This is a genomic window from Burkholderia sp. 22PA0099, assembly GCF_047497165.1.
GTDB lineage: Bacteria > Pseudomonadota > Gammaproteobacteria > Burkholderiales > Burkholderiaceae > Burkholderia.
In genome coordinates this window covers 1,946,615-1,959,852 of sequence record NZ_CP163165.1, presented here as the reverse complement: position 1 = coordinate 1,959,852, position 13,238 = coordinate 1,946,615, and the positions used below count along the sequence as shown (strand labels likewise).

Sequence of the window (13,238 nt, the reverse complement as noted above, 5' to 3'; positions counted from 1 at the left end):
GCGACACTTCCGCCCAGGAGCTGATCGAAAAATAGGCGAACCGGCGTTTTGACACTCCTTTGCGCCACGCCGCGCAAACTGCACGCTTTGCGTGACAGGATGCGAACCGCGGCGCATTCCAAGCGACACGATTCCTTCCGAGGGACACCATGCCTTTGCCTACTCCTCCCAGCAAGCTCGGCAGCCTGCTGCCGCCCGATGAATACAAGGTGAAAGCGCGCACGACCCGCACCACGGCGAAACGCGCCGCCGATGAGGGCACGGCCGATTACGCCGACGCGAACGTCGCCGACCCGATGGCGCCCGCCGCGAACACCCCGGCCGCACTGCACGCCGTTGCGCCCGCCGCCGAGGCCGCGCCCGGCGCGGCGCGCCCGCGCAAATCCAGGCAAACCGCCGCCCTGCTGACGCCCGTGCAAACGCCGGCTGCGCCGGCCGCTCCCGTTGCACGCGCCGAGGCGCCCGTCGCCAAGGCTGCCGCCGCACCGGCCGCGCCCGCCCGCGAGGCGGCCCGCACCTCGCGTGGCCGCAAGACGGCTGCCGTCGAGCAGCAGAAGCTGTTCGTGCTCGACACCAACGTGCTGATGCACGATCCGAGCAGCCTGTTCCGTTTCGAGGAACACGACGTCTATCTGCCGATGATGACGTTGGAAGAACTCGACAACCACAAGAAGGGCATGTCGGAAGTGGCGCGCAACGCGCGCCAGGTCAGCCGCACGCTCGACGCACTGGTGGCCGACGCCGGCACGATCACGGCCGGCATAGCGCTGTCGCGCCTCGGCAACCGCGATGCGCTCGGCCGCCTCTACTTCCAGACCACGCTGACCACGATCGAGCCGGTCGAAGGCCTGCCGGAAGGCAAGGCCGACAACCAGATCCTCGGCGTGGTGCGCGCGCTGCAACGCGAGCGCAGCGACCGCCTGGTGGTGCTGGTGTCGAAAGACATCAACATGCGGATCAAGGCCCACGCGCTCGGCCTGCCCGCCGAAGATTACTTCAACGATCAGGTGCTCGAGGACAAGGACCTGCTGTACTCGGGCGTGCGCGAGTTGCCGCAGGACTTCTGGACCCGCCATGCCAAGGGCATGGAAAGCTGGCAGGACACCAAGACGGGTACCACGTATTACCGCGTGACCGGCCCGCTGGTGAACTCGATGCTGGTCAACGAGTTCGTGTTCCTCGAACCGCAGAACGGCGAGCCGACCTTCCACGCGATCGTGCGTGAGCTGAACGGCAAGACGGCGCTGCTGCAGACGCTGCGCGACTACAGCCACCACAAGAACAACGTGTGGGGCATCACGGCGCGCAACCGCGAGCAGAACTTCGCGCTGAACCTGCTGATGAACCCGGAGATCGACTTCGTCACGCTGCTCGGCCAGGCCGGCACCGGCAAGACGCTCGTCGCGCTCGCGGCCGGCCTCGCGCAGGTGCTCGACGACAAGCGCTACAACGAGATCATCGTGACGCGCGCGACCGTGCCGGTCGGCGAGGACATCGGCTTCCTGCCCGGCACCGAGGAAGAGAAGATGCAGCCGTGGATGGGCGCATTCGACGACAACCTCGAAGTGCTGCAGAAAACCGACGATGCCGCCGGCGAATGGGGCCGTGCCGCCACGCAGGAACTGATCCGCTCGCGCCTCAAGGTCAAGAGCATGAACTTCATGCGCGGCCGGACCTTCGTCGACAAATACGTGATCATCGACGAGGCGCAGAACCTGACGCCGAAGCAGATGAAAACGCTGGTCACGCGTGCCGGCCCGGGCACCAAGATCGTCTGCCTCGGCAATATTGCGCAGATCGACACGCCGTACCTGACCGAAGGCAGCTCCGGCCTGACCTACGTGGTCGATCGCTTCAAGGGCTGGGGCCACAGCGGCCACGTCACGCTGGCGCGTGGCGAGCGCTCGCGGCTGGCCGACTACGCGTCCGACATCCTCTGATCGCTCATCCGATCGATGCAAGAAAGCGCTCCCGACGGAGCGCTTTTTTTTCGCCTGCGCTTCGGTCGATTCTTATTAGGGTCCGACTTTTTGCGCAAAAACTCTGACGACCTGCCTACAAATCAGGCAATACTTCAAGTCCTGCCTGAAGATTGCTTGCCGCTGCCCCGTCGGACCGACTACTATCCGCAATACCCGTGGTCATACGATAGGTGCTTATCGGCACTCGTCCTTTTCCAATGCTGCGAATCTGGCTGTCCGTCGTCGTGCTTTCCCTGCTTGCCGCGTGCTCCACCGCACCGCAGCAATCGGCGCGCACCGGTTCGTCGATGCGCATCACCACGCCGCGCGCCTTCGCGCCGCCACGCGGCTTCCCGAATTTCGTCGATCACAGCATCGGCCGCGAGGAAATTCCGATCCAGGCGATGAGCCTCGTCGGTATTCCCTATCGCTGGGGCGGCAATACGCCCGATGCCGGCTTCGATTGCAGCGGGCTGGTGCGCTACATCGTGTCGCGGGCTGCCAACGTATCGCTGCCGCGCACCACCGCCGAGATGAGCACACGCGGCGTGTCCGTCGAACCCGACGAGATTGCGCCTGGCGATCTCGTGTTCTTCAACACCACGGGCCGCCCGCATTCGCACGTCGGCATTTATGTCGGCAAACTGCGCTTCGTCAATGCGCCGTCCACCGGCGGCACGGTGCGCCTCGACTATCTGACCAACCCTTACTGGGCCAAGCATTTCGACGGCATCCGCCGGGTTGCGCCGCCGCGTCACGCGCCTGCGCCGTTCGATACGCCGACTTATGAAGCCGACAACCGTCAAGCCGAGCCGGCAGCCGATAGCGCACCTCCGGCCGTGGCAGCCGCTGCGCCGGCCGTGGCAGCCGCTGCGCCGGCCGTGACGGCGGCATCGATCGAGCCGGCGCGGACACCCCAACCTGTCTATAGCGCGCCGCCGCCTCGAATTGCCGCCACCGCAGCGCCCGCCGCCAGCAGCGACGATCCGTTCGAACCGCCACCCACCGCGCTGTCGGCGGCGCAGCGGCAAGCGCGCGCCGCAGGCGCAACGTCGGCCACCTCATCGGTCGACGACACTCCGGTTGCCACTGCCCCGCGCTACGCCGCCTCACCCGATCCAGGCCAGCCCGCCACGACCACCACCTCGCGCGACCCGATCGACGCGGCGGCCGATGCGTTCGAACCGCCGCCGCCCACGGCCCGTGAAGCAGCGCGCCAGGCGCAGACGGTATCGCCGGACGGCGCTGGCGGCATCATCCGCGCCTCGACTGCATCGGGTGCCCCCACAAGCGGCAACGCTGGCGGCGACGATCCGATCGCCCGCTTCGCCACCGGCAGCTACTGAGCGACGCCCTGCGCAGCGCCTGTCCCGACTGGCGGCAATCAACTCAAATTCACAAAACAAAGCGCCGCGGCCTTTCGGCTCGCGGCGCTTTTTTGTCGCTGCTCGAAGCAACGGCGCGCAACGGCTGGACTGCGCGGATCAGAACACGCGGTGCCCCACCCACCAGCCCGCCGCCGCGATCAGCGCCGAAGCCGGAATCGTCAGCACCCAGGCCCAGACGATATTGCCCGCCACGCCCCAGCGCACGGCCGACAGCTTGCGCGTCGCGCCCACGCCGACGATCGCGCCGGTGATGGTGTGCGTGGTCGATACCGGAATGCCCATCCACGACGCCGAGAACAGCGTCAGCGCGCCGCCCAGCTCGGCGCAGAACCCGCCGACCGGCTTGAGCTTGGTGATCTTCTGCCCCATCGTGCGGACGATCCGCCAGCCGCCGAACAGCGTACCGAGGCCCATTGACAGATAGCACCCGCCAATCACCCACACCGGCGGCGCATCGGCCGTGGCCGACGCATAACCGGTGGCGATCAGCAGCATCCAGATCATGCCGATGGTCTTCTGCGCATCGTTGCCGCCGTGCCCAAGGCTGTAAAGCCCGGCCGACAGCAGCTGATAGCGCCGGAACCGGCGATCGACCTTGCTCGGCGGCGTTCGAAAGTAGATCCACGACACCGCGAGCATGAACAGCGAGCCGAGCACGAATCCCAGCAGCGGCGAGATGAAGATGAACGCGACCGTCTTCATCAGCCCGTCCAGGTTCAGCGAACCCCAGCCCGACTTGGCGACGGCCGCGCCGACCAGCCCGCCGATCAGCGCATGCGAGGAGCTCGACGGAATCCCGTAATACCAGGTGATGATGTTCCAGCCGATCGCGCCCACCAGCGCGCCGAACACCACGTAGTGATCGACGATGGCCGGATCGATGGTGCCCTTGCCCACCGTTTGCGCAACCTTCAGGTGGAACACGAAATAGGCGATGACGTTGAACACGGCGGCGAACGCGACCGCCTGCTGCGGCTTCAGGACGCCGGTGGACACGACGGTCGCGATCGAATTCGCGGCGTCGTGGAAACCGTTCATGAAGTCGAACACGAGTGCGACGATGACGAGCGTCGCAACGGCCCAGATGGCGAGTTGTATCGAATGCATCGTGGCTCGCTCAGGCGTTTTCCAACACGATGCCTTCGATGATGTTCGCGACGTCCTCGCACTTGTCGGTGATCTCCTCGAGCAGCTCGTAGATCGCCTTCAGCTTGATCAGGTTCTTGACGTCGTTTTCCTCGCGGAACAGCTTCGACATCGCCGAGCGCAGCACGCGATCGGCATCCGATTCGAGACGGTCGATCTCCTCGCAAGCCTTGAGGATCTTTGAGGACTGCTTCATGTCCGACAGCAGCGCCACCGCCTGCTGAACATGCTGGGCCGACGCCGTGACGATGTGGGCCAACTGGCTCGCCTCCGACGTGACGGCTTGCACGTCGTACAGCGACACGGCCGTGGCGACGTCCTCCATCAGGTCGAGGATGTCGTCCATCGTCGTGATCAGCTTGTGGATTTCGTCGCGATCGAGCGGCGTGATGAAGGTCTTGTGCAGCAGGTCGATCGCTTCATGCGTCAACTTGTCCGCCGACTTCTCCGCGGATTGCACCTTCTGCTTGTGGATCTCGGCATCGTCGAGATTGTCGATCAGCAATTCGAGCTCGCGGCCGCCGGCCACGATGAAGTTCGCGTGCGAATTGAAGATTTCGAAGAACTTGCCCTCGGTGGGCATGAATCGACCGAACATGAAATTTCCGAGTATTGTCAAATGACTGTCACAAATGCGGCGCCATTGTACCGTTTCCCGGCAAACACGTAAGGCCCTTCTCCCGGGCCGCGCGAGATACAACGCTTCGCGGCGCCGGGCTTTACAAGCGGCGTCAATCTCCCTGGAAATGCTGCGACCCGGCGAAGTTGTCGAACTTCGTATATTGACCGATGAACGTAAGCCGAACGGGGCCGATCGGGCCGTTACGCTGCTTGCCGATGATGATTTCGGCGGTGCCCTTGTCGGGGCTGTCCGGGTTGTACACTTCGTCGCGGTAGATGAACAGGATCACGTCGGCATCCTGTTCGATTGCGCCCGATTCGCGCAGGTCCGACATGATCGGGCGCTTGTTGGGGCGCTGTTCCAGGCCGCGATTCAACTGCGACAGCGCGATCACCGGCACGTCGAGTTCCTTGGCCAGGCTCTTCAACGAGCGCGAAATTTCGGAGATTTCCGTCGCGCGATTCTCGCCCTGCGACGACGAACCGCTCATCAGCTGCAGGTAGTCGACGATGATCAGGCCGAGCTTGCCGCATTGCCGCGCCAGACGCCGCGCGCGCGAGCGCAGTTCCATCGGGTTCAGGCCGCCGGTTTCATCGATGAACAGTTGCGCCTCGCTCATCTTCTGCACCGCGTGCGTCAGCTTCGGCCAATCCTCGTCGGACAGCCGCCCGGTACGCATGCGGTGCTGGTCGAGCCGGCCGACCGAACCGAGCATCCGCATCACGAGCTGGCTGCCCGGCATTTCCATCGAGAACACCGCCACCGGCAGGCCATATTCCACGGCCACGTATTCGCCGATGTTCATCGAGAACGCGGTCTTGCCCATCGACGGACGCCCCGCCACGATGATCAGTTCGCCGCCGTGCATGCCCGACGTCATCCGGTCCAGATCGACGAAACCGGTCGGCGTGCCCGTCACGTCGCTCGGGTTGGCCGTGTGATAGAGCGTGTCGATGCGCTCCACCACCTGCGTCAGCAGCGGCCCGATTTCGAGGAAGCCCTGTGTGCCGCGCGCGCCTTCCTCGGCGATCGAGAACACCTTCGACTCGGCCTCGTCGAGCAGTTGGCGCACTTCCTTGCCCTGCGGGTTGAACGCGTCGGCCGAGATTTCGTCGGCCACCGACACGAGCCGGCGCAGCACCGCGCGGTCGCGCACGATCTCGGCATAGCGGCGGATGTTCGCGGCGCTCGGCGTGTTCTGCGCCAGCGCATTCAGGTAGGCCAGGCCGCCCACGTCGTCGGCCTTGCCGGCCGTGACCAGCGCCTCGTACACCGTCACGACGTCGGCCGGGCGCGTCGAGGCGATCAGGCGCCCGATGTGCTCGTAGATCAGCCGGTGGTCGTAGCGGTAGAAATCCTGTTGCGAAAGAAAGTCGGCGATGCGGTCCCAGGCTGCGTTGTCGAGCAGGAGGCCGCCCAGCACCGATTGCTCGGCCTCGACCGAGTGCGGCGGGACTTTCAGCGATTCGATTTGGGGGTCGTGCGGCACGTTCATGGCTTGGGATTATCGCGAAATGGGCGAGATGACGCCAGACACGGCGGCGGAAAAGAAAAAGGCAGGGCCGGTTTCCCGGGCCCTGCCTTCGCGGCATGGGCGGTAAGCACCGCCCGGTTGCCGTGATGTCGCTTAGGCGTGGTCGCCGATCACGTTCACGGTGATGTCGACGACGACATCCGTGTGCAGCGCGACTTGAACAGCGTGCTCGCCGATGATCTTGACCGGGCCTTCCGGCAGACGCACTTGTGCCTTTTCGACTTCGTAGCCGGCCTTCTTCAGCACTTCAGCGATGTCCGCGTTCGTGACCGAGCCGAACAGACGGCCGTCGACGCCCGACTTCTGCGTGATTTCGAACGACTGGCCTGCCAGCTTCTCGCCGACTGCCGTAGCGGCTGCCAGCTTTTCGGCGGCGACCTTTTCGAGTTCCGCGCGGCGGACTTCGAATTCGGCGATCGCGTCCTTCGTCGCACGGCGAGCCTTGCGATTCGGGATCAGGAAGTTACGTGCGTAGCCGTCCTTGACCTTGACGATGTCACCCAGGTTGCCCAGGTTCGCGACTTTTTCCAACAGAATGATTTGCATTCGAATTCTCCTTATTGCGTCGCTGGCCTTAGGCCTTGTGCTGGTCCGTGTACGGCAGCAGCGCGAGGAAACGCGCACGCTTGATTGCCGTGTCGAGCTGGCGCTGGTAATGCGCCTTCGTACCCGTCAGACGCGCCGGCGTGATCTTGCCGTTTTCGCCGATGAAGTCCTTCAGCGTATCCGTGTCTTTGTAGTCGATTTGCTCAACGCCGGCTGCCGTGAAGCGGCAGAACTTCTTGCGCTTGAACAGCGGGTTTTGTTGCTGACGACGCTTGTCGAATTTCTTGCCAGTGGGACGGGGCATGATTCAGTCCTTTCCTATGTCCTGCAATGCTGTGATGTGAAACACCAGGGTTCGCGCGTTGCGGCTTTTTTTTGCCAGGAAGCCGGTGAAGAGCGTTTCGACGCCCATCTCGCAGCGTTCCAGCTTGCCGCTCGCCTCGCCGGCGGCCATCGCCTCGATCGTCAATTCGACCTGGCGCCGGATACCGGCTTCGACGACCTCCGTGTGGTGCTGCAAGGTGCAGCTTGCGATCGGAACGCCGGCGGGCGTATATCGCACCGCTTGTCGCTCGACGACGCTTGCCGTCAGTTGCAGCCTGTTCACGGAGAGACGCGATCCTTGGTGGCTTGACCGTTCGGTCTTAAGCCTGCGCTTCGGCCGGCTGCGCTGCAGCTGCCTTCTTGGCTTCTTCGCGCTGAACTTCCTTCATCATCGGCGACGGGCCGGTTTCGGCCTTCTTCAGCTTGACGATGAGGTGGCGCAGCACTGCGTCGTTGAACTTGAACGCGTGTTCGAGTTCGTCGAGCGTAGCCTGGTCGCACTCGATGTTCACGCAGACGTAGTGAGCCTTGGCGAGTTTCTCGATCATGTAGGCCAGCTGACGACGGCCCCAGTCTTCAACGCGGTGGATCTGGCCGCCGCGCGTGGTGATCGTGGTCTTGTAACGCTCGATCATCGCGGGCACTTGCTCGCTCTGATCGGGATGCACGATAAATACGATTTCGTAATGACGCATACACACTCCTTGGGGATTAAAGCCACCCGGGCGTCGGAACCGGTGTGGCAAGTGAGAAGCCGAAGATCATAACCCGTTCGGCAGGGGCACGCAATGGTTTCGGTGGTTTTCCGGCGTGAATCGGTCGTGTTTTCAACGACTTGAACGGCAACTGGCGGGCCGAGCCGTTGAAATCGGCCTGACCATGGCCCGCGATCCGTCCCGATTGGTGCGCCGCGTGCCCTCAGCTTGCCCCGCGCCAGTACCCCGGCTGCGCATAGGCCTCGCGCAGATAGTCGATGAAATAGCGCACGCGCGCCGGCACGTAGCGTTGCTGCGGATAGACCGCCAGGATGTCGTAATCGGGCAGCGCGAATTCGTCGAGCACGGTTTCGAGCTCGCCGGTTTCGAGCTGGCGCGCGATCTCCCAGGTGGAGCGCCAGCCGAGCCCGAGCCCTTCCGACACCCAGCGGTGCAGCAGCTCGCCGTCGTTGCAGTCGAGATTGCCGGCCACGCGGATCGTCGCCACCTTGCCGTTGCGGCGAAAATACCAGCCGCGGTTCTGGCCCCCTTGCAGATTGAACGCGAGGCAATTGTGCTTCGGCAGATCCTCCAGCGTCTTCGGGCGGCCGTGGCGGCGGAAATAGTCGGGCGTGCCGCACACCACCCGGCGGTTGGTGGCCAGCTTGACGGCGACGAAGTTCGGATCGACTGCGCCGCCGATCCGGATCGACAGGTCGTAGCCCTCGCGCACCAGGTCCACCACGCGATCGGTCAAGTTGAACGACATCTGCAATTCGGGCTTGTCGGCGGCGAACGCGGGCGCGAACGGCGCGACGTGCTTGCGGCCGAACGCGGCCGGCGCCGACACGATCAGGTGCCCGTTGACCGCGCGGCGCCCGGCCGCCACCTCGTTTTCGGCCTGCGCCCAATCGCTGAGCAGGCCGCGGCAGCGTTCAAGAAAGGCCGCGCCCTCCTCGCTGACCACCAGCCGCCGCGTCGAGCGATACATCAGCTTCACGCCGAGGCGCTTTTCCAGCGCGTCGATGCGCCGCCCCAGCACCACCGGCGACACCCCCTCCTCCAGCGCCGCCGAGGCGAGGCTGCCGGCGTCGGCCACGCGCATGAACGTCTCGATCTGCTTGAACCGGTCCATCGTCCGTCTCCGTCCATTCGATCGATCGGCATGCCCCCAAGCCTTGAAGGCTCGGCTTGCACCCCCGATTCGATACTTTTAGTTCTGAAATAAGCGACAAGCGACGATCTTATCAAAGCTTTGACGCAGCCATACAGTGTCTCCACACCGTGATTCGCCATTCCAAGGAGACATGCATGGCCAAGATGAGAGCCGTCGACGCAGCCGTTCTGGTGCTCGAGAAAGAAGGCATCCAGACCGCCTTCGGCGTTCCGGGCGCCGCGATCAATCCGTTCTATTCGGCGCTGCGCCGCTCCGGCGCGATCGGTCACGTGCTGGCCCGCCACGTCGAGGGCGCCTCGCACATGGCCGAGGGCTACACGCGCGCCGCCCCCGGCAACATCGGCGTGTGCGTCGGCACCTCCGGCCCGGCCGGCACCGACATGATCACGGGCCTCTATTCGGCCCAGGCGGATTCGATCCCGATCCTCGCGATCACGGGCCAGGCGCCGCGCGCCCGGCTCTACAAGGAGGATTTCCAGGCCGTCGACATCGAATCGATCGCCAAGCCGGTCACCAAGTGGGCCGTGACCGTGCGCGAGCCGGCGCTGGTGCCGCGCGTATTCCAGCAGGCCTTCCACCTGATGCGCTCGGGCCGCCCCGGCCCGGTGCTGGTGGATCTGCCGATCGACGTGCAACTGGCCGAGATCGAATTCGACATCGACACCTACGAGCCGCTGCCGGTCTACAAGCCGAAGGCGACGCGCACGCAGATCGAGGCCGCGCTGCGCCTGCTCAACGACGCGGAACGCCCGCTGATCGTGTCGGGCGGCGGCGTGCTGAACGCGGCGGCCGAGGACCTGCTGGTGAGCTTCGCGGAAACGCTCGGCGTGCCGGTGATCCCGACGCTGATGTCGTGGGGCGCGATTCCCGACGATCACCCGCTGATGGCCGGCATGGTCGGCCTGCAGACCTCGCACCGCTACGGCAACGCCACGCTGCTCGCCTCCGATTTCGTGCTCGGCATCGGCAACCGCTGGGCCAACCGTCATACGGGCAGCGTCGAGGTCTATACGAAGGGCCGCAAATTCGTGCACGTCGATATCGAACCGACCCAGATCGGCCGCGTGTTCGGCCCCGATCTCGGCATCGTGTCGGACGCGAAGGCGGCACTCGAACTGTTCGTCGAGGTGGCCGCCGAGTGGAAGGCCGCCGGCCGCCTGAAGGATCGCGGCGCGTGGCTGGCTGAATGCCAGGCCCGCAAGCGCACGCAACAGCGCAAGACCCATTTCGACGAGGTGCCGATCAAGCCGCAGCGCGTGTACGAGGAGATGAACCAGGCGTTCGGCCGCAACACCTGCTACGTCAGCACGATCGGCCTGTCGCAGATCGCCGGCGCGCAATTCCTGCATGTGTACAAGGCGCGCAACTGGATCAACTGCGGCCAGGCCGGCCCGCTCGGCTGGACCATTCCGGCCGCGCTCGGCGTGCGCGTGGCCGACCCGTCGCGGCCGATCGTGGCGCTGTCGGGCGACTACGACTTCCAGTTCATGATCGAGGAGCTGGCGGTGGGCGCGCAGTTCAAGCTGCCCTACGTGCACGTGGTGGTGAACAACTCGTATCTCGGCCTGATCCGCCAGGCGCAGCGCCAGTTCGACATGGATTACTGCGTGCAGCTCGCGTTCGAGAACATCAATGCGCCCGAGCTCGGCAGCTACGGCGTCGATCACGTCGCGGTGGCCGAAGGGCTCGGCTGCAAGGCGCTGCGCGTCACCAAGCCGGAGGAGATCGCACCGGCCTTCGAGCAGGCCAAGCGCCTGATCGCCGAGTTCAGCGTGCCGGTGGTGGTCGAAGTGATTCTCGAGCGCGTGACCAATATCGCGATGGGCGCCGAGATCGACGCCATCAACGAATTCGAGCCGCTGGCCGAGCGCCCCGAACATGCGCCGACCGCCATCTCGCTGCTCGATTGAGCACGGCTTCGCTGCGCCGAATCGAATCGACTCACCCACTCGCCGATTCGATTCGTTTTCCTGATTGATTGACTGACCGACCGGAGACACCCTCATGCCGAAATTCGCCGCGAACCTGACGATGCTGTTCAACGAGCTGCCGTTCCTCGACCGCTTCCAGGCGGCCGCGCAAGCGGGCTTCGACGCCGTCGAGTTCCTGTTCCCCTACCCGTACGACAAGCAGGAACTGGCGGAACGGCTCGACACGCACGGCCTGAAGCTGGTGCTGCACAACCTGCCGGCCGGCAACTGGGAACAGGGCGAGCGCGGCATCGCCTGCCTGCCCGACCGCACCGCCGAATTCCAGGACGGCGTGGGCCGCGCGATCGACTACGCGAAGGCGCTCAAGGTGCCGCAACTGAACTGCCTGGTGGGTATCGCCTCGGCCAGCGCGGCGCGCGACACCACGCTGGTGACGATCGTCGAGAACCTGCGCTTCGCGGCGAAGGCGCTCAAGCAGGAAGGCATCCGCCTGCTGGTCGAGCCGTGCAACGCCTACGACATCCCGGGCTTCGCGCTGAACCGTTCGGCCGAGGCGCTCGACGTGATCCGCGCGGTCGGTTCGGACAACCTGTTCCTGCAGTACGACATCTATCACATGCAGCGCATGGAGGGCGAACTCGCGGCGACGCTGCGCGCGAAGCTGCCGTCGATCGCGCACATCCAGCTTGCCGACAACCCCGGCCGCCACGAGCCGGGCACCGGCGAGATCCACTACCCGTACCTGTTCGCACTGCTCGACGAACTCGGCTACGACGGCTACGTCGGCTGCGAATACAAGCCGCGCGGCACCACTCGCGACGGCCTCGGCTGGCTGCGCGAGGCGAAGCTGCGCAGCGCCGAATACGCCTGAGCCGCGCGCCCCCCGCCCGCCCTCACTCATTCAGGAGACTTGAACATATGGCAACGATCGGATTCATCGGACTCGGCATCATGGGCTCGCACATGGCCCGCAACCTGCTCAAGGCCGGCCACACGCTGGTGGTGAACGGCGCCTACCCGGTGCCGGACGACCTGCGCGAGCGCACCCGCGTGGTCGGCAACTCGACGGCGGTGGCCGACAGCGCCGAGATCATCATCGCGATGGTTCCCGACACGCCCGACGTGCGCAACGTGCTGTTCGCCGACGACGGCGTGGCGCGCGGCCTGACGGCCGGCAAGCTGGTGATCGACATGAGCTCGATCTCGCCGCTCGACACGCAGGAATTCGCCAGGCAGATCAACGCGCTGGGCTGCGACTACCTCGATGCGCCCGTCTCGGGCGGCGAGGTCGGCGCGCGCGACGCCACGCTGACGATCATGGTGGGCGGCCCGGAAAAAGCATTCGAGCGCGCGAAGCCGCTGTTCGAGGCGATGGGCAAGAACATCTCGCTGGTCGGCGACAACGGTGCCGGCCAGACCACCAAGGTCGCGAACCAGATCATCGTCGCGCTGAACCTGGAGGCGGTGGCCGAGGCGCTGTTGTTCGCGGCGCGCTCGGGCGCCGACCCGGAACGCGTGCGCCGCGCGCTGATGGGCGGCTTCGCGGCATCGCGCATCCTCGAACTGCATGGCGAGCGGATGACCAAGCGCACCTTCGATCCGGGCTTCCGCATCGAGCTGCATCAGAAGGACCTGAACCTGGCGCTCGACGGCGCACGCCGGCTCGGTCTCGCGCTGCCGCACACGTCGAGCGCGCAGCAACTGTTCAGCGTCTGCGCGGCGCACGGCGGCAAGGCGTGGGATCACTCGGCCATCGTGCGCGCGCTGGAAATCATGTCGAACCTCGAAATCGCCGAAGCCCAATAACGCGGGCGCACGGCAGGCAGGACACACGGGCGGCATCGCCGCCCACCCGTGGGGCGCCCGGTGGATCGCGAGATCCGGCGGGCGGTTTGAAGGCCGCTCTGGGCTGAG

13 protein-coding genes are annotated in these 13,238 nt (G+C 65.3%); 5 read left to right on the top strand and 8 right to left on the bottom strand.

Annotation, left to right across the window (positions count from 1 at the left end):
* Positions 1-149: 149 nt before the first annotated feature.
* Positions 150-1,940, top strand: a complete 1,791-nt coding sequence (locus tag AB4851_RS24345; RefSeq protein WP_414451763.1) for a PhoH family protein — start codon at positions 150-152, stop codon at positions 1,938-1,940.
* A gap of 239 nt (positions 1,941-2,179) precedes the next feature.
* Complete coding sequence (locus AB4851_RS24340) at positions 2,180-3,307, top strand: NlpC/P60 family protein (protein WP_414451762.1); 1,128 nt, start codon at positions 2,180-2,182, stop codon at positions 3,305-3,307.
* 138 nt (positions 3,308-3,445) lie between these two features.
* Here the strand turns inward: AB4851_RS24340 and AB4851_RS24335 are convergent, their stop codons facing one another.
* The 8 genes from AB4851_RS24335 to AB4851_RS24300 form a co-directional block, all read right to left on the bottom strand.
* Positions 3,446-4,456, bottom strand: coding sequence for an anion permease (locus tag AB4851_RS24335; RefSeq protein WP_414451761.1), 1,011 nt, complete (start codon positions 4,454-4,456; stop codon positions 3,446-3,448).
* 10 nt (positions 4,457-4,466) lie between these two features.
* A complete protein-coding gene (locus AB4851_RS24330) occupies positions 4,467-5,093 on the bottom strand; it encodes a DUF47 domain-containing protein (RefSeq protein ID WP_414445474.1) in 627 nt (208 codons plus the stop codon).
* A gap of 133 nt (positions 5,094-5,226) precedes the next feature.
* Entirely contained in the window at positions 5,227-6,612 is a 1,386-nt protein-coding gene (locus tag AB4851_RS24325) for a replicative DNA helicase (protein WP_414445475.1), read from the bottom strand.
* Positions 6,613-6,744: 132 nt separating this feature from the next.
* Positions 6,745-7,197 (bottom strand): 50S ribosomal protein L9, encoded by a 453-nt coding sequence (gene rplI, locus AB4851_RS24320; protein ID WP_414445476.1) that lies wholly within the window; start codon positions 7,195-7,197, stop codon positions 6,745-6,747.
* A gap of 28 nt (positions 7,198-7,225) precedes the next feature.
* Positions 7,226-7,501, bottom strand: a complete 276-nt coding sequence (gene rpsR, locus AB4851_RS24315) for a 30S ribosomal protein S18 (RefSeq protein WP_174941147.1) — start codon at positions 7,499-7,501, stop codon at positions 7,226-7,228.
* Between the two features lie 3 nt (positions 7,502-7,504).
* The gene (gene priB, locus AB4851_RS24310; RefSeq protein ID WP_414445477.1) at positions 7,505-7,804 is read right to left on the bottom strand and encodes a primosomal replication protein N; all 300 of its coding nucleotides are present in this window, start codon (positions 7,802-7,804) and stop codon (positions 7,505-7,507) included.
* Positions 7,805-7,841: 37 nt separating this feature from the next.
* Positions 7,842-8,216, bottom strand: coding sequence for a 30S ribosomal protein S6 (gene rpsF, locus AB4851_RS24305; protein WP_414445478.1), 375 nt, complete (start codon positions 8,214-8,216; stop codon positions 7,842-7,844).
* Positions 8,217-8,439: 223 nt separating this feature from the next.
* Positions 8,440-9,351 carry a LysR family transcriptional regulator gene (locus tag AB4851_RS24300; RefSeq protein WP_414451760.1) on the bottom strand — a complete coding sequence of 304 codons (912 nt, stop codon included), beginning with the start codon at positions 9,349-9,351 and terminating at the stop codon, positions 8,440-8,442.
* A gap of 176 nt (positions 9,352-9,527) precedes the next feature.
* Between AB4851_RS24300 and gcl the strand changes: the two genes are divergently transcribed.
* From gcl to AB4851_RS24285, 3 genes are all read left to right on the top strand, one after another.
* A complete protein-coding gene (gene gcl, locus AB4851_RS24295; RefSeq protein ID WP_414445480.1) occupies positions 9,528-11,303 on the top strand; it encodes a glyoxylate carboligase in 1,776 nt (591 codons plus the stop codon).
* Positions 11,304-11,397: 94 nt separating this feature from the next.
* Positions 11,398-12,195: a hydroxypyruvate isomerase gene (gene hyi, locus AB4851_RS24290; RefSeq protein ID WP_414451759.1), complete on the top strand. Its 798-nt coding sequence runs from the start codon at positions 11,398-11,400 to the stop codon at positions 12,193-12,195.
* Between the two features lie 47 nt (positions 12,196-12,242).
* Complete coding sequence (locus AB4851_RS24285) at positions 12,243-13,130, top strand: 2-hydroxy-3-oxopropionate reductase (RefSeq protein WP_414451758.1); 888 nt, start codon at positions 12,243-12,245, stop codon at positions 13,128-13,130.
* Positions 13,131-13,238: the final 108 nt, after the last annotated feature.

Coding starts and splice junctions, on each gene's coding strand:
- AB4851_RS24345 (WP_414451763.1), top strand. CDS start 150: ATGCCTTTGCCTACTCCTCCCAGCAAGCTCGGCAGCCTGCTGCCGCCC.
- AB4851_RS24285 (WP_414451758.1), top strand. CDS start 12,243: ATGGCAACGATCGGATTCATCGGACTCGGCATCATGGGCTCGCACATG.
- AB4851_RS24340 (WP_414451762.1), top strand. CDS start 2,180: ATGCTGCGAATCTGGCTGTCCGTCGTCGTGCTTTCCCTGCTTGCCGCG.
- AB4851_RS24300 (WP_414451760.1), bottom strand. CDS start 9,351: ATGGACCGGTTCAAGCAGATCGAGACGTTCATGCGCGTGGCCGACGCC.
- rplI (WP_414445476.1), bottom strand. CDS start 7,197: ATGCAAATCATTCTGTTGGAAAAAGTCGCGAACCTGGGCAACCTGGGT.
- gcl (WP_414445480.1), top strand. CDS start 9,528: ATGGCCAAGATGAGAGCCGTCGACGCAGCCGTTCTGGTGCTCGAGAAA.
- rpsF (WP_414445478.1), bottom strand. CDS start 8,216: ATGCGTCATTACGAAATCGTATTTATCGTGCATCCCGATCAGAGCGAG.
- AB4851_RS24335 (WP_414451761.1), bottom strand. CDS start 4,456: ATGCATTCGATACAACTCGCCATCTGGGCCGTTGCGACGCTCGTCATC.
- AB4851_RS24330 (WP_414445474.1), bottom strand. CDS start 5,093: ATGTTCGGTCGATTCATGCCCACCGAGGGCAAGTTCTTCGAAATCTTC.
- AB4851_RS24325 (WP_414445475.1), bottom strand. CDS start 6,612: ATGAACGTGCCGCACGACCCCCAAATCGAATCGCTGAAAGTCCCGCCG.
- hyi (WP_414451759.1), top strand. CDS start 11,398: ATGCCGAAATTCGCCGCGAACCTGACGATGCTGTTCAACGAGCTGCCG.
- rpsR (WP_174941147.1), bottom strand. CDS start 7,501: ATGCCCCGTCCCACTGGCAAGAAATTCGACAAGCGTCGTCAGCAACAA.